Source organism: Rubinisphaera margarita (genome assembly GCF_022267515.1).
GTDB classification, from domain to species: Bacteria; Planctomycetota; Planctomycetia; order Planctomycetales; family Planctomycetaceae; genus Rubinisphaera; species Rubinisphaera margarita.
In genome coordinates, this window is the sequence record NZ_JAKFGB010000003.1 from 135,278 (window position 1) to 159,128 (window position 23,851).

The following is a 23,851-nucleotide window of genomic DNA, read 5'->3' on the forward strand; positions in this document are numbered from 1 at the left end:
GAAACGGTTCACTCTTATGGAGACGCGACAGGCGACTGCGGCTCGCTGGCCTGTAGTGCCGGAGCAGGTTCTGTGGACGGTTGAGGTGGCTGAGCTCCCGGGGCAAAGGACCGGAAGATCTCCATAATCGGACTGTTGTCCGTATTGGCCATGATGCGGCGGTAAGCGGGAGCCAGTTTCTGATTCAGCACATAGCGAGCGAACTCGGATCCGTTTCCACCGAAGGCTTCGACTGAGCGAGCCCAGCCAGCTGCTTCAGCTTCGTTGTTGAATCGGACCACATCGGCTTCGGCCTGCCCGCGGGCTTCGATGGCTTTCGCTTCATCGGCTGCGGCCTGCAGTTTGGACTTCGCAACTTCCAGCCCTTCATTGGCCTTAATCACGGCGACTTCCTGTTCGCGCTCCGCCTCGGTCACCAGCGTGACCACTTCCTGCTCGACCTTGATCAGTTCCTGCTTGCGGACGGCCATCTGCTGCTGCACAGCGAGTTTCTGCTCTTCTTCCTGCTGCTTGATCTCGATCAGGAACTGTTCGCGCTCTTCCTTGGCCAGTCCGCTCTCGCGGATCGGCTCGGCAATCTGCTGGGGCGGATAAATATCGGTAATCTTGGCGACCAGCACGCCGATGCCGAGCGGTTCGCATTCAAGCTGCATCACCGACTCGAACTTGTCTTCGAACTCCGACCGGGTTTCGCCTTGAATAAACTGGCGTCCCGAGTACTTCGATCCTTCCGTCCGGCAGTAGCTCCGGGCGATCGGCATGATTACTTTGCGGATGATTTCCTCGTCGATCTTCTCACCGTTCTCGTCGTCGTTGAAGGTGATGTAGACCTCGGCGGCTTTTTCCGGCATCACGCGGAATTCGATCACGCCATCGAGCCGGATCCAGAATCCATCTTTCGACGGGAAACCCATCTCTCCATCCGCCGTGAGGCGATATGTCCGACTGCGGCAGTCGACCAGATTGATTTCCTCCGCATACGGATTGTAGTAGTGCGTTTTGGTATCGAGCGTTTCGGCCTGGACGCCACGAAAGCCTGGCGGAACCAGCAGTGTATTCGGGTCTTCCGGCATGGGACCGGCGAGTTTTGTCACAACGCCGCGATATCCGGCAGGGACGACAACAGGATCGTGGAGTTCATACTCGAACAGATACGGGTTGATCGGATAGCGACCGGGAGTCAGGTAACCTGGAACAATGCCCTTGGTCAGCACGCCCCCTTTCAACACCTCTTTCGTTGGGTCGACCCTGGCCATGAACTCGCCGTAGCCGAGATTGTCCCCGGTGAGTGAAACCAGAATGCCCATCTGGCCTTGAGGCACTTCCGGCTGCGGACGGATCTCCCAGGCCCAGTTGTACGGATCGCGCCAATGCTTTCCGTCGAGCAGAAAGTCGCGCTGAACGCCTTTGTATTCGGCGGTCGGAGCAATTTCCTGATCGTTATCCAGGTTCAGTCCCGTTTTCTTGATCAGTACCGCCATGTGAGCAGTCGGCACATCGATGCGGAAGAAGTTCAGTGCCAGAAAGCCGCCGAGCAGGATTGCGAAGACCATGAAAACAAGGCCTCCCAGTCCAAACATTGCCGCCTTAATCGCACGGACTCCTTTATCGACTTCGCGAGCCATCGTGAATCTATCCTCAGAGTTGGGATATGGGTCCGGAAGAGTTCTCGCAGCATCGACCCCCGTTGCTGCAGAGATTCCGTAGTGACGTGATGCAAACCTAACGCACGAAATTCGTGCTGGTTCACGATGCCGGTGCCAATTGCCGCAGAATTCGCCAGATTCACCACTTCACGGAAATCGCCACGCCGAAGAAAGGGCGCCAGCAGTATAACCGTCAAAGTCCGCGTAGCCGCAGCAGATTATTCAGCCGTTGCGGTGAATGTAAGGAATCTCTTCCTCAGATTCTCCAGCCTGCCGATCCTTGTTAGTGTCACTCGACGGAAAAGTCTCTCTGGTCTTCCTAAGCGGATGCTGTGAAACGGAACTCACATCATGAACACGACGCAACACTATGATCTGATTCTTCTGGGCAACGATACCGTGGCAGGCGCGTTGCTTCAGAAGGCGTCGCTGGAGTTTGCCCGCATTGCGTGGCTGATTGCGGATGAAGCCGACGACATTGCTCTCCCTTGGAATGTCGATCGCTTTGTGGGCCCGTTTCATTTTGTTTCCTCGAAGCAGATCTGCTGTGAGACACCCCCAGGTCCCCACCGGATTTCCGCCGAGCGAATCGTGATCGCGACGGGAAGCATGCCGCGGCGGCTTCCGCATCTCCCCGATTCCGTCCGCATTCAGCAGGCGGAGGAGTTCACTGCATGTGGATCCGAGGAGCGCGTCGCGATTGTGGGAATGGGGCTGACCGGGCAGTCGATCCGGGAACAACTGCTGGGCTGCTGTCGCGAGCTCCACTGCATCGAATCGAGCGAGAAGCTGCGGCTGTCCTCGAATCGGATTGCCAGGACGCGACTGCAGGCCACGGCATTGGCCACGCGGGAAACTGTGCACCTCGGCAACGGCCTTGCCGGTATCGATGCAGAGCCACACGAGTTGACCCTGTACCTGGAATCGAGCGAGATCCTTCACGTCGATCGTGTCGTTCTCGCTGTGGGACGAATCGGTAACACGGGGCGACTCAACCTGAGTGCAGCAGGACTTCAGGCCGATGATTCGGGCCGCATCTGGTGTAACTCCGATTACGAAACGTGGACCCCGGGAATCTACGCGATCGGTTCGGTTGTGGGATTCGCTCAGGAAAGCCACGTTTCTGGATCCGACCTCGATGTCGTCCTGACCGCCATGACCGGCCGCTCGACACTGGCCACGGCCAGCTGAGGCGGGAGCGGTCTACTGGAGAGGACTGTTTTAGCGGAACAGACTCTCCGCGGGTGCGAATGTCGTCGCTGTCTGGATTCCGGGCATCATCGAATTCCAGCGTGGCCCCTCATAGCTATTCAGTTCGGAGTCACGGAACTGGTTGGAAATTGGTCCGGCGAACTCGACCGGGTAGGGCAGAATGCCTTCAATCACACCTTCCGTCTGAAGCGGCGTCGCCACTTTTCGAGTTGGATTCCACCACGAAACCGTGGGGCCGGGGTTGGACACCAGCAGCATCTGTCCGAGCAGATTGATCGCTCGAATGTTGCGAGCTGGGGACGAAGTCGACGCGATCGCCACGAGACTCGAATTCTCTTCCCGGAATTTGAACACGCAGTTCGTCGCTTCGATGTCGAGTTGAATCAGTCCGGCCGGCTCATACCCGGTGCAGTCGAGATAGACGAGATTATCGGCTTCCCGCAGCGTCACCTGTTCGCAGCGGATGGCGGGAAGCGATCGACTGGCGCGACAGATGATCTCGATACCATTCCCCTGACGAACTTTCAGGCAATTGACGAGCGAAATCTCGCGGGCGGTTCCCGCTACGAGCAGGCCGGCTCCCTGTTGCAGGAACTGACAGTTCGCCAGCTCAATTCGCCCGCTATTGGCCTCGTCCTCGCTGATAGGCTTCCAGGCAATCGCTCTCATCGGCGGGCGGGGATCTGCTGGCTCCGTTCGTGGGTCGCTTTGCTCATCTCGGAAACTACAGGAGTTGACTCGAAGATTTGATGACTGGCAGACCAGCAGCGCTCCAGGCGGTCGGCTGCCAGCGGCCGGAGACTCGTGCCTGAGTGTGACCTGGGAGAGAGAAAACTCCGTGGCCGCGATTCGCCAGGGATCGTCCCCGATAATGATCTCGGGGGGTTGGGGAGGAGCGGCATCGTCCCGTTTCGCATCGTCGACAACGACAACGGTCAGCGGACCGACGGCTCCAATCTCCCGTGCCCGGTATTTTGTGCCGGGTGTCAACCGGATGATGCCACGCTGATCCGGTTGAGGCAGTTCGGCCAGCTTGCTGTTATCTCCCTGATGAGAAGCCTCGTCTTTCTTGGATTCGATTCCCGTCCCAACTTCGACTGCCGGAGTCTCGATGAGCGACTCGGCCATCTGCCAGGTCGAAGGAACGGAGACTCCAGCCACCCAGAGCAGTGCACACAGAATGCAGGCGACCGTGGTGAGGACACCATAGTCGGCGGCGAGTTCGGCTCGCGTTCGTGGAATTGCCGACCGAGGCTGTTCGAATCGCCTCACATAACGAGCGACCTGCTGCGGCCCCGTAACCCGCTCGCCCGGGCGACGGGAATCGGCACCGCTGAGTACGCGGAGTCTCTCGGCGGGATCGGGCCGAGTCAGTGCGAAGATCAGATCCGCGGTTTCGGTGTCGATATCCGGGGCGAACTCGTGAACATGCGGAATCGTCTGCTCGATGTGAGCGTTGATCTTGAAAAACGGATCCGCCGAATAGTGTGGGGGACGGCCACAGGCCATCTGCCAGAGCAGGCACCCGGCTGCATACAGATCCGTCTCTGTCGTCCAGGATCCGGTGCGGATCATCTCAGGAGCCAGATGGTCGTAGGCATCGAAGGGAAGGGGAGTCTGCAGAGTCCACATCGGTTGAGACGCAGGGAGAACCCCGGTGTTCATCACCCGCAGCTGACCGCGTCGATTGAGCATCAGATTTCGAGGACGCAAATCTCCATGGACAAGCCCAGCCTGATCAAACGTCCGCAAGTGATGCAGCAGTTGTTGAGCAATCGTTCGGACAAGCGGCTCCGGAAAGCGACCTCGGCGAACGAGCAGTTCTTCGATCGTCACGCCGTGCTGGTATTCGTGGATCGCACATGCGGAGCCGTGGTGTTCGAGGATTTCGACCGGGGCTCCCGTCGAAGCGAGCCGCGACTGGCTCCCGAGCCGTCTTCGCAATTCCGTGAGGCTGTCCTGAAGCTCCGACGGCGAGTGATCGCCTGCGAAGTACTGATCGATCAGCACGAACTGCCTGCCCGTTGCGGACTGTCCCAGAAAACGACGGGTCACACGATCGCCAGCGATCGGCGCGATCACGTAGAAATTTCCAATGCGAAGCTGGGCGTCCCGACCGGAGGCCAGGCAGTCGGCCTGATAGGGCGACAGTTTGCGGCGTTGAACGAGCGCGTCCAGCCAGATGGAATCGAAGGCTGGTAAGTCCGTCGCCAGGCGATGAACTGCCGCGCGACAGCGAAGCACATCCCGCTCACGGCAGGATGTGTACTGTTCGAGCCGCGCAATCAGATCACGTGAGGGGGGATCGTACATGCCCCGGGGAGTCCCTTCCCGCCTGGAGAATGTCTGGGGTGACTTCAGCGGCTGCGCAATGCGTCCGGTCCTGAGGGCACGTCTGCCCGACCCCAGCGTTTCTGGCTCGCAATATACCGCAAATGCTCGCGGGACCGAAAGATCAGTCGCGGCGCACCGGGAGCAATGCGGTTCGGCGGATGCCGTCGATGACTATTCGTCGCTGGCGACGAGGACGCTGCTGAGCGCCAGAGAGTAGTCATGGAGTTCGTGCGGCTCGAAATAGATCTCAATTTCCCGCCTGGCGGCATCCGGACCATCGCTGCCGTGAATCAGGTTCATCTGGCGGGAGGACCCGAAATCGCCACGAATCGTGCCTGAATTTGCGGCTCGACCGTTTGTGGCGCCCATCATACTCCGCATCACCGTGATCGCTTCCGGGCCTTCGACAACGAGAGCCACCACGGGAGAACTGGTGATGAACTCTTCAAGGTTCGGATAGAACGGCTTTTCGACGTGTTCGGCGTAATGCTTCCGAGCGAGTTCCGGGGTGACCTGAATCAGTTTCAGGCCGGCGATCTTGTAGCCTTTGTCTTCAATCCGGCTGAGAATGCGGCCAATCAGGCGGCGCTGTACGGCATCGGGTTTCAGGAGAATCAACGTCCGCTCTTGTGACATGGCGCTTTCAATCAAATTGCTGAGTCGGTGAGATTACTGGGCGGCTTGGCCGGAGGTCTGTTCCATCGATTCCAGAAAGCGGTCGAACAGGTACCGACTGTCGTGCGGACCGGCCGAAGCTTCCGGATGGTACTGGACTCCGAACACCGGTTTCGTCCGGTGGCGGATACCAGATACTGTATTGTCATTGAGGTTGATATGCGTCACTTCCACATCGTCGGGAAGCGATTTTTCATCAATTGCGAAGCCGTGATTCTGGCTGGTCACTTCAACCCGACCGGTTTCCTTGTTGAGGACTGGCTGGTTGCCGCCTCGATGGCCGAATTTCAGTTTGAAGATCTCTCCCCCCATCGCCAGACCGAGCAACTGCTGACCGAGGCAGATCCCGAAGATCGGCTTCTTGTCGATCAGCTCTTTGATCGTGTTGATGGCGTAATCAAGAGGACGCGGATCGCCGGGGCCGTTCGAAAGGAACACGCCGTCCGGGTTCCGGGCCAGAATCTCTTCGGCGGTCGCGGTGCCCGGGACGATGTCGACTTCGCAACCCGATTCAACCAGGTGGCGGGGAATGTTCCATTTCATTCCGTAGTCAACGGCGACCACTTTGGGCCGCTTGCCGCTGCCCGCTTTGGGAATCGGGCTGCCCGAGGTATTGCGGGCCAGTTCGGAGAGCGGTTCGGTCCAGCCGACACATTCGGTCGGCATCACTTCGCGAACGTAGTCCTGTCCGACGAGTTCGGGAGAAGTCTGAGCCTTCTTGATCAGCGATTCATCGTCCAGATCGGTGGTGGAGAGCACACCGGTCATCGCTCCCTGGCTGCGGAGCCGACGGACCAGCGCCCGGGTATCGATTCCCTGGATTCCGATGACGCCGTTCTCTTTCAGGTACGAAGACAGGGAGTGCGTCGCGCGATGGTTGCTCGGTTTCTCGCACAGCTCGCGGCAGACAAAGCCCTTCAGGGCAGGGCGTCCGCTTTCGACATCTTCCGGATTGACGCCGTAGTTTCCAATTTGCGGGTAGGTCATCACGATGATCTGACCGCAGTAGGACGGGTCGGTGATGATCTCCTGGTAGCCGGTCATGCTGGTGTTGAAAACGACTTCCCCGAAGGATTCACCTTCTGCTCCAAATGCGGTTCCGGTGAAGACAGTACCATCGGCGAGCGCGAGTTTCGCGGGACGAGATTCAGACATGAGCGGTGAGATCTTCCTTCACTGAGCGGAACAGGATTTCGGTCGGAATTTACCAGACCGATCGGCAAATTAAAAGGATCGGACCCTCAACAGTCAACGGGCTGATGCGAGACTCCGCCCAGCAAGACTCTCAGGCCGACGGCACTTCCATCGCCACTTTGAACTGCGCTGATGCGACGATCGGCGGAACGACATGCTGCGCGTAAAAAAAGCCGCGAAGATCATTCTTCGCGGCTCTGTTCCATCGACTTCGAATTAGGCTTCACGAGTCAGGGTGAAGTCTTCGAAGGTGATCTCGTTCTGATCCTTCTTCATGGCCGAGAAGAACTCGGACATCAACCGGTAGAAGTGGATCGTGCGGATCGAGTAGAAGTTGTGCTTGCCGTCCCGACGAGCTTCGATCAGACCGGCAACCCGCATCAGAGCGAGGTGATGGCTGACGGCCGGCTGGCTCTGCTTGAGCAGATCGCAGAGGGCGGTCACGTGGAGTTCACCCGAGCTCTGCAGATAAAGCAGGATCCGCAGACGGGTTTCGTCTGCCAGCAGTTTGAAGGACTGAACAAGGTCCTTTTCCAGCTGCTCATCGATTTCGGTGTGTGCTGGTGTGCGATCCCGCAGAACCTCGTTCTGCCGAGACTGAGTCGTCGTGGGGACTGGGGTAATCATTAGCAATTTTCCTTTGTGGCCGCATTGTCGTGGCCGGTGGTCAAAAGCACGTTTCCAACCAGGTTGGACGTTCAACGTGCGAAGTTTCGTTACTCAGAATCCTCGATGGGGGTCCTTCAAGTTGAGGAAATCGTATCGTGGTTTCTACCTATGTCAACTGGTCTTACCAGAAGTTGGTGCACAATTCAAGAAATCTTGATCTGACATTAATCCCAACAGACAAAAGGCGATGATTTCTGCTTTCGAACCTTCAGACAAGTGGACGTGCCTTTCGAGTGCTTAAGTCCATTCACCCGCGGCAGACCGAATTATCAACCTTACTAATATGATGTCAATATCAGCTTCGAGGTTCGCGGCGGTACGAAGGCCGGTTTCCGGTTTGCCAGAATCAGGTTCGCAAATGCCAGTCCAGAACGTGAGGTTTTTTCGTGGAAGCCGCTAAGTCACTTCCTGAGAACACCTTAGGGGAAGATCCTCTCTCATTTACTCGGAAGGCGGGTCTGGCTGTCGGGCCAAAGTTTGCGGAAAAATCGGGCATCAATCCTCAGGTTTAAACATGTTGATGCGAGAATGCACCGGTGGGGTTCGCGAGGGCGGATCTCAGCATCGGTCGAAAACCATCAGGGGAAGTCTGAGTTTTTCGAGGGAGTGTTACCCCCGAGATCATTGATCGGTTTGCTGGCAGCCGGGAACGAAAAGAAGAAGGCCAGTTCGCTTTGAACTGGCCTTCTTGCAGAAAGTCAAATAGTTCGCCTCAAATCGGCGATTTTCGATCAAGGCTTGGGGCGAAACTCAGGATCTGAGAAAATGGCCTTTCAGCAACAATTCCGGTCGAGCGGATTGCCCCCTGATCGAGACTGGAGCAATTGCAAGATTCGACTGCAGGAGAAGCATGAAAATGTTCTAGAATTCGCCGAGTACGTTGCCGTCCTGGCGATTCAGCAGGTTCTCGAAGACAACGTCGTTATGAGCGTTGTTCGGAGCGGCCGAAATGTTCTCACTGATGAAGCGAACAGCTCCATCGGCGAGCAGGAACTGAGCTCCGCCCTGGTGCAGGCTGCTGAAACCGAACTGACAGGCGTCTCCACCCGGGGCGGCGACACCGCCGACACTCGTCGCGGTCGAGTTGAGGGCGACCGAACCGTTGCCCATCGTCGAGCGAAGGTTCTGGTTTTCGCCGGAGTTGAGTCCGAAGACCACACCGCCGTCGCATTCGCGCTTGTTGCCGCCCGAGTTGCTCAACTGCCACGCCCGTTCACCAACCATAATCGTGTTGCTGGTTCCGTCGGTGATGTCGCGCATCTGAAGCTTCGAGTTCCGCCAGAAGCAGCCGTTGGCCGTGCTGGTTTCGTGGAAGGTACTCACAAGGGTATCGCCGGTGGCGACAGCCAGTGAAGCGAAGCTGGAGTTGTTGCCGACATAAGTCGAGCTGCTCAGCGAGTACGGAGTCGGGGTGGCGTCGTTGATCTGATTGTTGGAGTTGCTCGAGGGAGCGATATCCGACGGACAGGTCAGCGAGTCGATCGGCTGCTGCATCTGCTGACGCGTGGCGGCGATGGCCAGAGCCTGGGGCAGATTCAACTGACCGACCTGCATCAGGTCGTACAAGGCGCTCTGTTCAATCTGGGGCAGGATGTAGGTCTGCCATCCCCAGAAGCTGGCGGCGTCGGTTCCGGTCGTCACGCCGGTCTGTTGTGCGACGTAACCCGGAGGAAAGGTCGAGAAGGTGTCGTGATAGTTATGCAGAGCGAGTCCGATCTGCTTGAGATTGTTCTTGCAGGAACTGCGTCGAGCGGCTTCGCGAGCCTGCTGAACTGCTGGCAGCAGCAAAGCAACAAGAATGGCGATGATTGCGATCACTACCAGCAGTTCAATCAGAGTAAAACCTTTACGCATCCGCACCGAAATCTTCATCGAACCTCCAGATTGATTAAAAACTCGATCCTGTCACATTGCAGGATCCCTGTGGATTGGTCCTTTCTCGAACGCAACGGTTGCGTGAGCGTACCGCGAGCGAACGTTCGAGAACGGTCTTTTTGCAGCGGGGGTGACTGTGGCCGGTTCAGTCGAAGGGTCTTACTTAGCAGCAGCGGGGGTGGGACCTGTTGCGTCGTCGTGTTGGGTGAATCGTGTGTCGGGTACAACAGGTTCAAGGCGGAGAGATGAGCAGCGGTATCTCCAAGTCGCCGTGATACTACACGCGTTGCCTCATGTAGACGAATGAAAACTCCGATGTCCCGCGAAATATTCGTCGAAAAGTGCGAAACTTTCGAAAAGAAATCGGAGTTGTCTCGAACGGGTCTGCAGGTGTTCACTCTCTGCGGACAGCTTTGCGAATCCGCTACGGAACAAAGGTAAACGTCCCGCCGTTTTCCTCGGACAAAAACCGCAACTGCTGTTCACTGGTTGCGACGCCGATGCAGATTGTGCAGATCCGCGCACGATGTCGATTCAATACCGAAGCCTTTTCCAGATCGCGTTTCGAGATCGCGCCGTCCGTCAGGAAATAGATGAGGTCGGGCTGCTCACGAATGGCAGCTTCTAGCGCCGGCAGGGGTTTTGTCGTGCCTCGAGCTCGAAACTCGGCGATCCAGCGGTACAGCTCCATCGGACTCTTCTGCCCGCGAAACACACTATGACCGGGAGGCATGGACTCAGGACCATCATTGAAGAAGTAGACGCAGAACTCCTGGTCGGGCTGGAGGCTTTCGATGGAGTGCAGCAACTCAACCTTCACACGACCAAAGCGGGTGCCGGCGGCGCTGTCATGCTTGTGGTTCATACTCGCCGAAGCATCGACGACATAGGCGATCCGTCGATCGATCGCTCGGGTCGCTTTGCCCAGAAAAGCGCCCTGTCCCGCTCCTGCCCGATCAATTCCGCTTCCCATGCGAGCGAGGTGCAGAAGTCCCTCCAGAGTATGCGTCGACACCTCGGCGTACTCGACCAGTTCAACTGGGGAAACCGGCCGGGGGCGTTCTGCGAACAGCACCGGTTCCAGCGGCGAGACGACCGGTTCTGTGAACATACGGGAACTGCTGGCCGTCGAGCTGTCCAGAGCATTCGACCGTCCGTCGTGCTCCGCGATCGGAATCTCCGTTTCCACCTCGAGATCGAGCGGCTCCGGACGTGAAAGATTTTCCAGCTGTGTCCATTCGGACTGGATGGAGCTGATGTTGTGCGTTCCGGGAGACGACCAGCCGATCAAGCCGCAGAGCGCCAGCAGAACCGCATGAGCTACAACAGCTGACGACCACGGAAGCAGTCGGCCGGACTGATGATGGTGAATGTGATCTGCGGCTGTCGTCGACATCGCGGAGAACTCCGGCCTTTTCGGATCGTCCCCGTTCCGCGGCGACACGATGCCGCAGCGAAAAGGGCTGGCTTCGCACCTCATTGTGCCCGTTTCTTCAACCGATCTCTACGGCCAACCGTCGTTGCGGGTTTCATTTCGGCGAACCAGCATACCGGCGATTCACCCGAAATCAGATCGGAGAACGGTGGGGCTCGAACGTCGTCAGCTGTTCGTCGCGCCGCTTTTTGGCTTCGTTGTGAATCGCGTCGGAGAAGTACTTCTGGGCCCGGAATGGTTCGCCATCATCGTGAACCGGCACGTAGCTGCCGTCGGATTCGAGTCGGGTGGCCTGAACATTGTCGCGGAAATACGTCTCAAGGATTGAAATCAACCGCTGTCGACACGGATCGTGATCGACCGGAACGAGTAGTTCGATGCGGCGGTCCAGATTTCGTGGCATCCAGTCGGCCGAGGAGATGAAAATTCGATCGTCGCCGCCGTGATGGAAATGCACGACGCGGGCATGTTCGAGATAGCGGTCAATGATACTCGTGACCGTGATATTCTCGCTCAACCCCGGGATGCCTGGACGCAGGCAGCAGATTCCGCGAATGTTGAGTCGAACGGTCACGCCGGCCGCCGAGGCCCGATACATCGCATCGATGATCTCCTGATCGACCAGCGAGTTCACCTTGGCGTTGATGAAGGCACGATGTCCGTGATTGGCCTGGTCGATTTCGACGTCGATCATGTCGAGCAGTCGGTCTTTCAAACCCGACGGAGCGGATTCGATCTTGTGAAACGGCTGAGGCTGCGAGTACGCCGTAATGGCATTGAAAAACGCGACGGCGTCATCGGTCAGGTCGACGTCGGTCGTCATGAAGCTGACATCACTATAGAGACGGGACGTCTTCTCGTTGTAATTTCCAGTGCCAAAATGCACGTAGCGGCGAATCCCCTGAGATTCCTGACGAACAATCACACAGATCTTCGCATGGGTCTTCAGTCCGCGGACTCCGTAGATGACCTGGACTCCGACTCGTTCCAGTTGCCGGGCCCATTCGATATTCCGGGCTTCGTCGAAGCGGGCCTTCAATTCGACCACCGCCGTGACGTACTTCCCACTGAGAGCCGCCTTCATCAGGGCGTTCACGATCGGGCTATTGGAACTCGTACGGTAAAGAGTCTGCTTGATCGAGAGAACATCGGGATCGTTCGCGGCTTCTTCGACCAGTTGAACAACAGGATCGAAGCTCTCGTACGGGTGCAGGATGAGGATATCGCGCTGGGAGATCTGTTCGAACATGTCGACGCCGGGCTCGATATCGAGCGGCTGGCTTGTTTCCCAGGGTTCATCGACCAGATTGTCGAATCCCTTGACGCTGGCCAGAGCCATGAACTGCCCCAGACCGAGCGGACCCTGCAGGGCATACACATCAGCCGGAGCGACCTGATACGCATTCGTCAGAAAGGCCTGGACAGAAGCCGTGGCTCGCGCGTCGATCTCGAGCCGCACACAATGGCTTTCTTTCCGCGCCTGCAGAAGATGCTCCATCTCGGCCATGAAGTCGTTGGCGACATCATCGCTGACGGTCAGGTCGGCATTGCGTGTCATCCGGAAGGGGACGACTTCGAGTACCTGTTCCTCGGGAAAGAAGCGGTTCGCGAAACTGGCGACGACATCCTCCAGCAGCATGTACTCGTAGCCGGATTCCGAAGGCACAGTCAGGAACCGAGGGAGCCTGCGGCCCAGCGGAATAAGTGCATAACGGAATGGTTCCTCGGAATCTGGCACGCAGCGGAGTCGGACACACAGGCAGAGGTCCGGATCCGGCAGCATCGGCACTTCTTCGTTGGGCCAGACCGCGATCGGCGTGAGGATCGAAGCGAGTTCATCCTCGAAACGCTCTTCAATTACCTTCAACTGGTGTGGAGCGATGTCGTTGGCGTGAAGACGGCGGATGCCGTGCGAAGACAGCGAGGGTTCGAGCATCGTGTTGTAGCAGTCGTACTGGTCACGAAGCATCTCGCGAACGCGGTCCCGAATCGCGCCCAGCTGCTCATCGGCCGTCATTCCGGCGAAGTCCGGCCGGAGGACATTCTTTCGGCTCAGCAGCTGCAGGCCGCCGACTCGCACCATGAAGAATTCATCGAGATTGGAGGCCGTAATCGCGAGGAACTTCACGCGCTCCAGGAGAGGAAGGCTATTCGAACGGGCCTGGTCCAGCACTCGCTGATTGAACTCCAGCCAGCTCAACTCTCGATTGATATACCGTTCATTGCTCATGTTGACGTCTCTCAGGAGAGCCGGGGAAATTATCGCCGACGACGCATGGCCAGGGTTGGCTGACCGCGGATCAGAATCGGAAGTCCAAAGGTTTCTTCAAACAGAGAGCCGACCTGTCGAATGGCGAGCTGCTCCATCGCCAGATCGGAAATATCAGGCACGGTAATGATCAGCCGCTTGCGATCGACCGTGCATTCGAAATCGTGAATCCGTTGATTGCGGGAACTGCTCAGCGCGAGTGCCACACGCAGGATCGCCGCCAGTTTGATCACCACGACCCGATCCTCGCGTTCCAGATTGGTAAATCCCGTGTGAGAAGATTTGGGCGATGTCCGCCGGTGATAGCGGGTGATCAGGCCGATCAGCATCAACTGCTTCCGGCCGATGCCGAACAGCTCGGAATTCGTGATCAGATACATCGAGTGCTTGTGATAGGCACTGGTGCCGATGAACAGACCGATCTCGTGGAGCAGGGCGGCCAGGACGAGCATCAACTCGTAGCGGCGGTCGAGACCGTGCAGATTCGTCAGTTGATTAAACAGTGTCTTCGAGACCCGCGAGACATGAACGGCGTGCGATTCATCAAAGTGAAACTTGCGTCCGACATCGATCGCGGAACGGATGATCTGCGTGACCAGTTCGTCCGACCAGACGTCGCGGTCGATCATTTCCCGCGTCAGTCCGTCCCGCACGGAAGCCGGCAGAACATGAATATGCTTCACACTCAGTTCGCGAGCCAATTCGGTGTTGGCCACCAGGGCAGGGCCGAGGATTTCCGCATCCGGCAGGGGGATATGGAAGTGGTGAACGATCTCGTCGACTTTCATCGACACGATCCGGTTCGTGAATGCTTCGAGTTCGGCCAGTTCAATCCGAGCCGACTGTTGTGTCGTCTCAATGCCTTTGAGTCGCTCGACCGTGAACCGCATCTCTCCTCCCAGCGCCAGAAGCTTGGGCGGCGGCGACTTCTCGGCCAGTAGCCGTGTCCCCGCCAGCGAACGCTGGGCATGGCTTCGCAGCAGGGAGGGCCATTGGGCTTCCGGGGCATCGTACGTTTTCAGCAGAGCGCTCAACCGCAGTGAACCAAGCCTCACCGCGTTGGCCACCTCGACCTCGCCGTGCTGAAGCATCAGGTATTCGGTGTTGCCTCCTCCGACTTCGGCGATGACCCAACGATCTTGAGACAGGGCGGGAAGCAGATTCCGCCAGACCTGGATGCCCTGATAGATCACGCGGTGGATCTCGGCTGCATCGAGAACATGTACGACCCAGCCCGTGGCAATGTAGATGCGGTCCACGAACGCCAGGGTGTTCTCGGCTTCACGGACGGCACTGGTCGCAACGACGCGGATATTCTGGTGGTCGGTCAGCCGATACTCGCGCAGCTTCTCCTGGTAGGTTTGAAGGACACGGACACAGGTTTCCATGGTCTGCCGGGAAATTCGACCGACGGAATACGTGTCCTCGCCAATCGCGACCGACTGGACCAGCTTCTCCAACGCCCGGATTTTCCCTTCCTCAGATCCTTCGGCAATGGCCATCCGGATCGAGGTCGTACCAATTTCAATGACAGCAATTCGACGCATCATGGGAGGATGTTCGCAACTACGGAAAAGCCGAAACGACAGAGGGACTCAGTTCGAAGTCCCGGGTTCACTCTCGATGTTCTTACGAACCCAGGCAGCCGCCCCGCGGATGCCGGCATCATCGCCCAGCTTGGCGACGACGACCTCGGAGGCATCCCGGTAAGCCGGGAGCAGCCACTGCTTCATGCCTTCCTTGATCTTCTTGCTGAAGAAATCGGGCATCGCTTCGACAAGTCCGCCGCCGAGGACAATCCGTTCGGGGGCTAACATATGGACAAAGCCCGCGATGCTGCGACCAAGCTGGGTGACGGCTCGAGACATGATCTCGACCACCATCGGTTCCTCTTTCTTCAATGCCTCAGCCAGAAGACCGCTCCGGATGTTGGCCAGATCCGTTCCGGCGCTCTCGGCGATTGTCGGGGCCTGTCCACGGTAGGATGCCTGGGCGATCAGCGCACTCATCGCGAGTCGGCTGGCAACCGCTTCAAGAGAGCCGGGCAGTCCGGCGGACGCGATTGGACCATCGGGCACGGTCGGAATATGTCCGATTTCCATGCACGAGATCTTCGCCCCCTGAAAGATGACCCCGTTCTGAACGAATCCGCCGCCGATCCCCGTTCCCGGGAAGACACCGAGCAGGCTTTCCGCTCCCTGGCCCGCTCCAAACAGATATTCACCATAAACCCCGGCATCGACATCGTTGATGACCATAACCGGCTTCTTGAACTCTTTATTCAGTCGCTCAGCGACCGCGACGTTCTTCCAGCCAAGATTGGGAGCCTCAAGCAGGATGCCTTTTTTCGGCTGAATCGGACCCGGGCAGCCAATTCCGATCCCTGCGATCTCGCTCAGGGGGACGCCGGAGTTCTCCACGGCTTCATAAATGCATTTGATGATCCGTTCGATACCGGCGTCGGGACCAAGGAACCCCTTGGTCTTTTTTCGCTCTCGTCCCAGATCTCGCATCTTTTCGTCGAATACGGCGCAGAGCATCTTCGTGCCGCCGAGATCGAACCCAATCCATTTCCGTTCACTCACCAGGAACTCCCGTTGTCATTGCTGGAGGAACTGCGGGCAGCCGCGGTTCCCCTTCTGAAACTGGTCCGCCATTGTTGAACACGGAATAAGTCAGGTCTGATCGCAGCTCTCGGGAAACCCGACGGGCGTGACAGATGTTCGAGCGACTTACTCATTCCGCGGCTCTGCGTCACTTATAATATCGATTCTGAGAACGGCTGTCAGTGCGACGGGAAAGATCTGCGGCCGGGGAGGCCGATTCTTCACGGAATTCAGACTTGTAAATTTGTTACGGTTCTCCGCCGGGCGTTCAGCAGGAGCAGAGCCGGTTCGTAAGTACCTAGTTTGTTGGGACTTCGGGTTTTGCCCAGCACTCCTGTGTGCACGAATCCTCTCATTTCGCCCCGCCAAACGCCTATTGACCAGTATGAGAGTTTGACTACAATCACGTTACATGGATAAACGGGAGAATTTGGAATTCTCTCTGGGAGAACATTACCACGATTTCGTGAGTGTCTGCTTTCCGAGTTGATCAGGGAGCCCATCTCGAACGGGACAGGTGAACAGTTTGAACCGAAGGATGATCGGTTTGTTCAGTCTGTCTTCGAAATCATGGTCAAATCAATGGAATGACGTGACCTGGCGGTTGGCCCATCTTCGTGCCAATCGCTCTCTGGCAAGAACTCTTCCTCGCGATGCCCTCGCACCTGCCTTGCACGCGGGGAAGATCAATGATGCTTGCCATGTCCACAAAAAGGATGGAGCGACATGAAGACTGTATTTACGACGGGTGAAGCAGCGAAGATCTGCAAGGTTAGCCAGCAGACGATCATTCGTTGCTTCGATTCCGGCCAGCTGAAAGGATTTCGGGTCCCCGGCTCCAAGTTTCGCCGTATTCCGCGGGACGTGCTCTTCAAGTTCATGCGGGAAAATGGCATCCCGACGGACGCCCTTGAGAGCGGAAAACGCAAAGCCCTGGTGGTCGACGACGATCAGGAACTGGTAGAACTGATTCGCGATGTCCTCGAATCGGATGGCCGATTCGAAGTCCGCGTCGCCAACAACGGGTTCGACGCCGGTATGATGGTTAAAGAGTACCATCCGGATGTGATTGTCCTGGATGTGATGCTCCCGGATATTAATGGCAAAGAAGTCTGTCAGCGGGTTCGCAGCGACTCCAGCATGGACGATGTTCGGATCATCTGCATCAGCGGGATGGTCGAACGCGAGAAGATCGAAGAACTCAAGGAAGCCGGTGCCAACGACTTCCTGCAGAAGCCGTTCGACGTGGAAACTCTGATGAACCGCGTCTGCAAGCTTCTCGATGTGGAACCGGTCGGCGTTTAACGCCGGTTGTTCTCCAATAACGAATCAGGCCGCACTCCAGTCAGTGCGGCTTTTTTTATGGAAAACGGAATGGAATCGGGTGGCGACAACAGGACCAGCGAGACGCTGACCCCGGATGCACGGCATTTGGCGGCGCTGATGCAGTTCAGCGCCGCCGCCGGCCACGAGATCAACAATCCTCTGGCTGTCATTCTTGGCCGTGTTTATCTCCTGTTGAAAGACGAAGCCGATCCCGTCCGTCGTCAGTCGCTGGAAACGATCGCCGGACAGGCCGGACGTATCCGGGATATGATCGGCGACGTCATGCTCTTCGCCGATCCGCCTCCGCCGGATCCCGTTGAACTTGACGCGACACAAATTGTCCGCGAAGTGATGGATCGGCAGCAGAAAATCGCCCGGCAGCAATACGGCCGCACGCCCGAGATCGAACTCAAAGCCGACAAATCGATCTCAGTTCATGCGGATCGCGATCAGTTCGCGACCGTCGTGGGGGAGTTGCTGAGAAATGCTTTGCATCCCACTGTTGAAGCTGATCACATCACCGTGCATCTCACTGCTGACGAGGAATCGCTGCATTTGCAGATTTCTGACAACGGCCGCGGAATGTCGGAGGAAGAGCGTCAGCATCTTTTTGACCCGTTCTACTCAGGCCGCCAGGCTGGCCGCGGACTGGGCTTTGGGCTCTCGAAAGCGTGGCAGTTTGCCCGTATGCACGGCGCCAACATCGAAGCTCGCTCTGCAAACCGCGAGGCGGAGACGGAAACCGAATTCCGCGTTCTCTGGCCACGCGTGTTCCCGCAGTAGCCATTGTCTACATGCGGTCGCATTGCCGTCTCAGCAGTCTCGGCGTTGATGGCCTTTGATTTTTTCAGCAGTGAACGGCCGTGATTGGTTGATCGTATCGGCACCAGTTGATCAGAATGGTGGAAATTCGTCCAAACGCCACGCGAGGCGTCTGGCGTCGACCACGTTACTGATCGCTGAGGAAAGACCGACCATGTTCAAAAAATGCTCTGCTGTTGTCCCCGTCTGTCTCGCTGCCTGCCTGCTAGCTTCGACTGCCATCTCCCAGACGATGCCCGCCAGGCCCGACGAAGGAACCCGTCGGAGTGGTAACCGTCTGCCGAATCACTACGGCAAGCTCGGCTTGAGCGATGAGCAGCGGGAGAAGATCTATTCGATCCAGTCCGACTATCGCTCGAAGATTCAGTCCCTGTTGCAGGAACTCGAAGATCTTCGCGACGAACAGAGCCTGCAGATTCAGTCAGTACTCACGGAGACGCAGCGGGTGGAACTGAACAAGCATCTCGAAGAAGCCCGCCAGCGACGGCAGACGGCGTCGAATAACCGCTGACAACTGCGGACGTTTTGCATCGGCCGAGCCGATCGCTACATTACGGGTTGACGTCGACTTCGCATGGGAACACCCGGCGAAGTCGACTTTATTTAGCCTCGCTCCAACTTCATCTTCCGCAGGTTCGACATGAGTGAATCCCTGGTCCAGAGACTGTTCGACGAACTCGAAGCCCTTCCGCTGATTGATCCCCATACGCACATCAATCCCCACGCGGCTGCTTCGAAGAACCTCGCCGACATCATGGGATATCACTACTACACGGAACTGGCTCACTCGGCTGGACTGGCGAAAGAGAAGATCGAAGAGCCCGGCATCTCCCCGAAGGAGAAAGTCGGCCGACTTATCCCCAAGCTGAGCACGATCGAGAACACCGCTCAGTACTCGTGGCTGCTCGAGATTTGTCAGGAATTCTTCGGCTTCAAAGAGGACCGGATCACCGTCGATAACTGGGAGAAGCTCTACGATCAGGCCGACCAGGTGCTCGGCCAGTCCGACTGGGAGCAACAGGTGCTCAAGAAGTCTGGCCTGGAACAGGTTTACCTGACCAACGACTTCGACGATGCTCTGACCGGGTTCGATACCAATCTCTATGTTCCCTGCCTGCGAACCGACGATCTCGTGTTCCACCTTGGCAAATCCGAAGTTCGCGAACGACTGGCCAAGGCGACCGATCGGGAACTGGGAACGATCGAAGACGTTCAGGCGGCCATTCGCGATCTGTTCACTCACTTCACGAAAAACGGGGCTCGGGCCTGTGCCATTTCGCTGCCGCCAGACTTCTCGCCCACACTGGTTTCAGCGAACACCGTCGCCGCGTCCTGGCTGCGCCTCGGCAACGGCGAAAAGCTGAGTGACTGCGAGAGCCGGGAACTGAGCCAGTTCATCTTCTGGCAACTGGCCGAGAACTGCTCCGTGTTCAACCTGCCGTTCGACCTGATGATTGGCGTGAACCGTCGTGTCTACGAAGATGGCGTTTTCCAGGGACAGGACCTGTACGACAAGCGGACTTCGCTGATTCAGTATCGTCAGCTGTTCAACAGCTTTCCGCGGGTCAAGTTCCCGATCTCGGTGCTGACGACGACCAGTAATCAGGAACTGGTCAGTTACGCCTGGATCTTCCCGAACGTGATCGCCAACGGTCACTGGTGGTACTCAAATACGCCGCCGTACATCGAATCCGATTGCCGGACTCGCCTGACAGCCATTCCGCAGACCAAATATGTCGGCTACTACAGCGATATGTACAAGCTGGAGTTCGCCTTGCCCAAGTTTCGGATGTACCGCCGCATTCTCGCCAGGGTGCTCGCACAGGACTTCGTTCAGGATCGGGGTTGGTCGGAGAGCCGGGCTCTCGATCTCGGCAAACTGGTGCTTCGCGGAAATGTCGAGTCAATTTTCGGAGGCTGAGATCCGATGACGACGAGTACGCCCCGGCCACCCCGGTTGCTACAGCCGGGGTGGCAAAGTCGCAGGCAGGGCAGGGGGAGATCGTCGTCGAATCAGCAGCTGTTGCAGACAGCGTCGGGGCTGACAGAAGAGCAATCGAGGCAACCAGCGCTTCGACTCGGAGACTGCTCCTGCCTACAATTTCAGCGAGTGAGAACGCCGCAGGCGGGATGAAAAGTCACTCATAAAACAGTCTTTTCCTCTTTTCACAGCGCAGGCACATCGTTAAGATTCCGCCTGAATCCTCCGATTTGACGGGCAACGTACGGACTGACGCCCCTGTGAACAGGGAGCTGTTGAAGAGGGTTCACTGCCACGAGATGCTTGCTGTGTGACCACGATCGAACGCGCTGTCGATCGCAGAGCCCGCTAAGCTGTCCCGCCCACGCGGGAACACCTTATTTTCCAGGCTGAGAGTCGGCCGGAATGTTTTAACACTCAGGGATTATTGTTTACGGAACCATGAAAAACCTCGACAAAGTACGGAATATCGGGATCTCTGCCCACATCGACTCCGGTAAGACCACGCTGACGGAACGTATTTTGTTCTACGCCGGCAAGACCTACAAAATCGGTGATGTGAAAGACGGTGCAGCCGGGGCCGTTATGGACCACATGGAACTGGAACGCGAACGCGGAATCACGATTACTTCCGCCGCGACCCAGGTCGGCTGGAAGAACCACATCGTCAACGTGATCGATACGCCGGGCCACGTCGACTTCACCGTCGAAGTGGAGCGTTCTCTCCGCGTTCTGGACGGGGCCATTCTGGTTCTCTGCTCGGTCGGTGGTGTCCAGAGCCAGTCCCTGACCGTCGACCGTCAGATGAAGCGATACGGGATTCCTCGCATTGCGTTCATCAACAAGTGCGACCGTACAGGTGCCGATCCGGATGCCGTCTGCCGTCAGATTCAGGAAAAACTGGGCGTGACGCCGGTCCCCATCCAGATCCCGATCGGTCTGGAACAGAATCACAAGGGTGTCGTCGACCTGATCAACATGCGGGCCGTCTTCTTCGATGGCGATCATGGTGAGCAGGTTCGGTACGATGAGATTCCAGCCGACCTGCAGGACCAGGCCGCTGAAGCTCGCGCTCATATGCTCGAGCAGCTCTCGCTGTACGACGACGAACTGATGGAAATGCTGCTTGAAGAAGCAGAAGTTCCGGTGGAAAAGATTAAGTCGATCGTTCGCGAAGCCTGTCTGTCTCAGAGCATTGCTCCCGTGATGATGGGAAGCGCGTTCAAGAATAAGGGTGTCCAGGAACTGCTCGATGCAGTGGTGTCGTTCCTGCCCTCGCCGCTCGAACGCGAAGTGAAGGCCATCGACGTCGACAAGATGGAAAAGGCCGACAAGGAAAACGAAACGAGCGAGAAGCCAGACCCGAATCAGTTCAAAGTGGCTCTGACCACCAGCGACGACGATCCGCTCGTCTGCATGGCGTTCAAGACCGTGATGGAACAGTTCGGCCAGCTGACTTACACCCGTATCTACCAGGGTACGATCAAAAAGGGTGACAGCTATATCAATACCCGTACCGGCAAGCCAACCCGGTTCGGTCGTATTGTGCGTATGCACTCCAACGATCGTGAAGACGTGGACGAAGCGGGCGCCGGTGACATTGTCGCCATCGTCGGTGTCGACTGTGCCTCTGGGGATACGTTCTGCGGTGGCGGTGTCAACTACGCTCTGGAAAACATTTACGTTCCGGAAGCGGTGATCCGACTCTCCATCGAGCCGGCTCAGCGGGACAGTGCCGACAAGCTCGGTAAAGCCCTGGAACGTTTCCGTCGCGAAGATCCGACGTTCCACGTGATGACTGATGAAGAGACCGGCCAGACGATTATTGCCGGAATGGGTCAGCTGCACCTGGACGTTTACATCGAACGTATTAAGCGTGAGTACAAGTGCGAGTGTATCATCGGCGAGCCGCGCGTGGCCTATAAAGAAACGCCAAGCAAAACCGTCGAGTTCAACTACAAGCACAAGAAGCAGACCGGGGGTTCCGGTCAGTACGCTCACGTCGTCGGTAAGATGGCTCCGATGCCGGAAGGGTTCGAAACTCCTTACAAGTTCCATAACGAGGTGACCGGGGGACGTATTCCCAAGGAATACATTCCGGCTGTCGATGCCGGCTTCCGTCGCGCTCTCGAAAAGGGACCTCTGTGCGAGTGCGAAGTGGTGGGTGTCGATGCTCACCTTTCCGATGGTAGCTACCACGATGTCGACTCGTCGGAAATGGCGTTCAAGATCTGTGGCTTCGACTGCATGCGGGAGAATCTGAAGAACTCCGACATGGCTCTGCTTGAGCCGATCATGAAGCTCGAAATCGAAGCTCCTGAAGAATATCAGGGTTCGATCACCGGTCACCTGTCGAGTAAGCGTGGGATCGTGACTTCGTCGGAGACGAAGAGCCTGACCTGCTACATTCTCGCCGAAGTGCCGCTGGCCTCGATGTTCGACTACGCCAACGAACTGCGTTCGATGACGCAGGGTAAGGGGGGATTCAGCATGGAATTCGCCCGTTACGCCCGCTGTCCTCGCAACGTTCAGGAGGAAGTTGTCGAACGCCGCCGCAAGGAACTCGAAGAGCGTCGCAACAGAAAGTAGGCCCTGTTCGGCTTTGGTCGAAACGCGAGGTGACCAGCCTCGCTCCGGTGTCGCTCACTGAGCCATCATCGGCCTGACGATCAAAACCCAGAAGCTGAAAGATTCCGTTCAACGGAGAAAGCCGCGTACATCAGTACGCGGCTTTTTTTTTCGTGTGTGGTCTGATCAAAACGACATCTCATGTTGCTGCCGAAGACTCCGGTTGGAGTTGCACATTCGGCTTCCGCACGACAACATATCTCTCACCATGCCGCACCACAACATTGAGCAAATCACCCGCTGGATTGAGACGGCCTGTCTCTGGGAAGTTGCCGCTCCGAAGGCGGGAAACGTGCATCCACAGGCCAGCTTCAGCGACCTGACGCACAACGACTTCGTTCGCTCCGCCCGGATCACGGCGTTTATGCTGGCCCGCTCTCATCGCGGCGTCGGACGGGCGATTCTCGACACCAGCAAAGCCGTCCGCCTGCAGGTCGGGAAGAACACCAATCTCGGCATCATCCTGCTGCTGGCGCCGTTGCTGACCGCCGCCCAGGAAGGACCCATCGAGGCGAGTATTTCCGATGTGATCGACCGCATGACTGTCGAAGACTCGAAGCAGGTTTACGAGGCGATCCGCACCGCCCGCCCGGGGGGGATGGGCGAGGTGGCTAACCAGGATGTCTCTCAGGAGCCAACCGCACCCATTCGCGAGATCATGCAACTGGCCGCTGACCGCGATCTGATCGCCCGCCAGTACGCGAACAGCTTCGCGGACGTGCTCGGCTTCGGAAGCGAACGCCTTCAACAGTGGTGGACCCGCTGTCCTGAATCACGAGAGACCGCGATCATCGGTCTGCATCTCGACTGGATGGCCAACTATCCCGACTCTCTAATCGAACGAAAATGCGGCCGCGCAACCGCTGAAGAAGTGAGCCGCAAGGCCTCCGCACTCCTGGAAGCCGGCTGGCCGGAGGCACCGGAATCCGCGGAAGCCTTCACGGAATTCGATACCTGGCTTCGCAGCGACGGTAACCGCCTGAACCCCGGGACCTCAGCCGACCTGGTAGCCGCGTGCCTGTTTGTGGGATTGTGCGAAGACACGATTCGCTAAACTTTACGGCAGGCCCTACCCCCAACCGTAGCGGCGGCATCCTGCCGCCGAATGCGTGTCATTCTGGAACAGATAGGCGGCGCCGACGATTGCGTTGCTGCTGCGAAAAGCTGGTTGATTGACCT

At 57.5% G+C, this 23,851-nt stretch carries 17 protein-coding genes; 7 read left to right on the plus strand and 10 right to left on the minus strand.

All coding sequences use genetic code 11. The features are described 5' to 3' along the window. Positions 1 to 14 precede the first annotated feature (14 nt). Positions 15 to 1,625, minus strand: a complete 1,611-nt coding sequence (locus L1A08_RS00525) for an SPFH domain-containing protein (protein ID WP_238753020.1) — start codon at positions 1,623 to 1,625, stop codon at positions 15 to 17. A gap of 372 nt (positions 1,626 to 1,997) precedes the next feature. Here L1A08_RS00525 and L1A08_RS00530 point away from each other — a divergent pair, with 372 nt between their 5' ends. After that, complete coding sequence (locus tag L1A08_RS00530) at positions 1,998 to 2,837, plus strand: FAD-dependent oxidoreductase (protein WP_238753022.1); 840 nt, start codon at positions 1,998 to 2,000, stop codon at positions 2,835 to 2,837. 30 nt (positions 2,838 to 2,867) lie between these two features. Here L1A08_RS00530 and L1A08_RS00535 read toward each other — a convergent pair whose 3' ends face one another. From L1A08_RS00535 to L1A08_RS00580, 9 genes are all read right to left on the minus strand, one after another. Continuing rightward, positions 2,868 to 5,171 (minus strand): serine/threonine protein kinase, encoded by a 2,304-nt coding sequence (locus L1A08_RS00535; RefSeq protein ID WP_238753024.1) that lies wholly within the window; start codon positions 5,169 to 5,171, stop codon positions 2,868 to 2,870. A gap of 192 nt (positions 5,172 to 5,363) precedes the next feature. Next, positions 5,364 to 5,828, minus strand: coding sequence for a nucleoside-diphosphate kinase (ndk, locus tag L1A08_RS00540; RefSeq protein ID WP_238753027.1), 465 nt, complete (start codon positions 5,826 to 5,828; stop codon positions 5,364 to 5,366). Positions 5,829 to 5,861: 33 nt separating this feature from the next. Continuing rightward, positions 5,862 to 7,022, minus strand: coding sequence for a glutamine-hydrolyzing carbamoyl-phosphate synthase small subunit (gene carA, locus L1A08_RS00545; RefSeq protein ID WP_238753029.1), 1,161 nt, complete (start codon positions 7,020 to 7,022; stop codon positions 5,862 to 5,864). A 255-nt stretch (positions 7,023 to 7,277) separates the two neighbouring features. Next, complete coding sequence (locus L1A08_RS00550; protein ID WP_238753032.1) at positions 7,278 to 7,688, minus strand: ArsR/SmtB family transcription factor; 411 nt, start codon at positions 7,686 to 7,688, stop codon at positions 7,278 to 7,280. 903 nt (positions 7,689 to 8,591) lie between these two features. Then, positions 8,592 to 9,602 carry a DUF1559 domain-containing protein gene (locus L1A08_RS00555; RefSeq protein WP_261362667.1) on the minus strand — a complete coding sequence of 337 codons (1,011 nt, stop codon included), beginning with the start codon at positions 9,600 to 9,602 and terminating at the stop codon, positions 8,592 to 8,594. A 427-nt stretch (positions 9,603 to 10,029) separates the two neighbouring features. After that, on the minus strand, positions 10,030 to 11,001 hold the full coding sequence (locus L1A08_RS00565) for a vWA domain-containing protein (RefSeq protein ID WP_238753034.1): 972 nt from the start codon (positions 10,999 to 11,001) through the stop codon (positions 10,030 to 10,032). A 172-nt stretch (positions 11,002 to 11,173) separates the two neighbouring features. Next, positions 11,174 to 13,270 carry a polyphosphate kinase 1 gene (gene ppk1, locus L1A08_RS00570; protein ID WP_238753036.1) on the minus strand — a complete coding sequence of 699 codons (2,097 nt, stop codon included), beginning with the start codon at positions 13,268 to 13,270 and terminating at the stop codon, positions 11,174 to 11,176. A 29-nt stretch (positions 13,271 to 13,299) separates the two neighbouring features. Beyond that, a complete protein-coding gene (locus tag L1A08_RS00575; RefSeq protein ID WP_238753038.1) occupies positions 13,300 to 14,859 on the minus strand; it encodes a Ppx/GppA phosphatase family protein in 1,560 nt (519 codons plus the stop codon). Between the two features lie 45 nt (positions 14,860 to 14,904). Continuing rightward, positions 14,905 to 15,894, minus strand: a complete 990-nt coding sequence (locus L1A08_RS00580) for an ROK family protein (protein WP_238753040.1) — start codon at positions 15,892 to 15,894, stop codon at positions 14,905 to 14,907. Between the two features lie 747 nt (positions 15,895 to 16,641). Between L1A08_RS00580 and L1A08_RS00585 the strand changes: the two genes are divergently transcribed. The 6 genes from L1A08_RS00585 to L1A08_RS00610 all read left to right on the plus strand — a co-directional run bounded on the left by L1A08_RS00585 (position 16,642) and on the right by L1A08_RS00610 (position 23,726). Continuing rightward, a complete protein-coding gene (locus L1A08_RS00585) occupies positions 16,642 to 17,220 on the plus strand; it encodes a response regulator (protein WP_238753042.1) in 579 nt (192 codons plus the stop codon). A gap of 69 nt (positions 17,221 to 17,289) precedes the next feature. Further along, complete coding sequence (locus tag L1A08_RS00590; protein WP_238753045.1) at positions 17,290 to 18,024, plus strand: sensor histidine kinase; 735 nt, start codon at positions 17,290 to 17,292, stop codon at positions 18,022 to 18,024. Between the two features lie 193 nt (positions 18,025 to 18,217). Beyond that, positions 18,218 to 18,574 (plus strand): Spy/CpxP family protein refolding chaperone, encoded by a 357-nt coding sequence (locus tag L1A08_RS00595; protein ID WP_238753047.1) that lies wholly within the window; start codon positions 18,218 to 18,220, stop codon positions 18,572 to 18,574. 129 nt (positions 18,575 to 18,703) lie between these two features. Next, the gene (locus L1A08_RS00600; protein WP_238753051.1) at positions 18,704 to 19,984 is read left to right on the plus strand and encodes a glucuronate isomerase; all 1,281 of its coding nucleotides are present in this window, start codon (positions 18,704 to 18,706) and stop codon (positions 19,982 to 19,984) included. Positions 19,985 to 20,485: 501 nt separating this feature from the next. Continuing rightward, entirely contained in the window at positions 20,486 to 22,633 is a 2,148-nt protein-coding gene (fusA, locus tag L1A08_RS00605) for an elongation factor G (protein ID WP_238753053.1), read from the plus strand. A gap of 247 nt (positions 22,634 to 22,880) precedes the next feature. Next, positions 22,881 to 23,726 carry a triphosphoribosyl-dephospho-CoA synthase gene (locus L1A08_RS00610; RefSeq protein ID WP_238753055.1) on the plus strand — a complete coding sequence of 282 codons (846 nt, stop codon included), beginning with the start codon at positions 22,881 to 22,883 and terminating at the stop codon, positions 23,724 to 23,726. Positions 23,727 to 23,851: the final 125 nt, after the last annotated feature.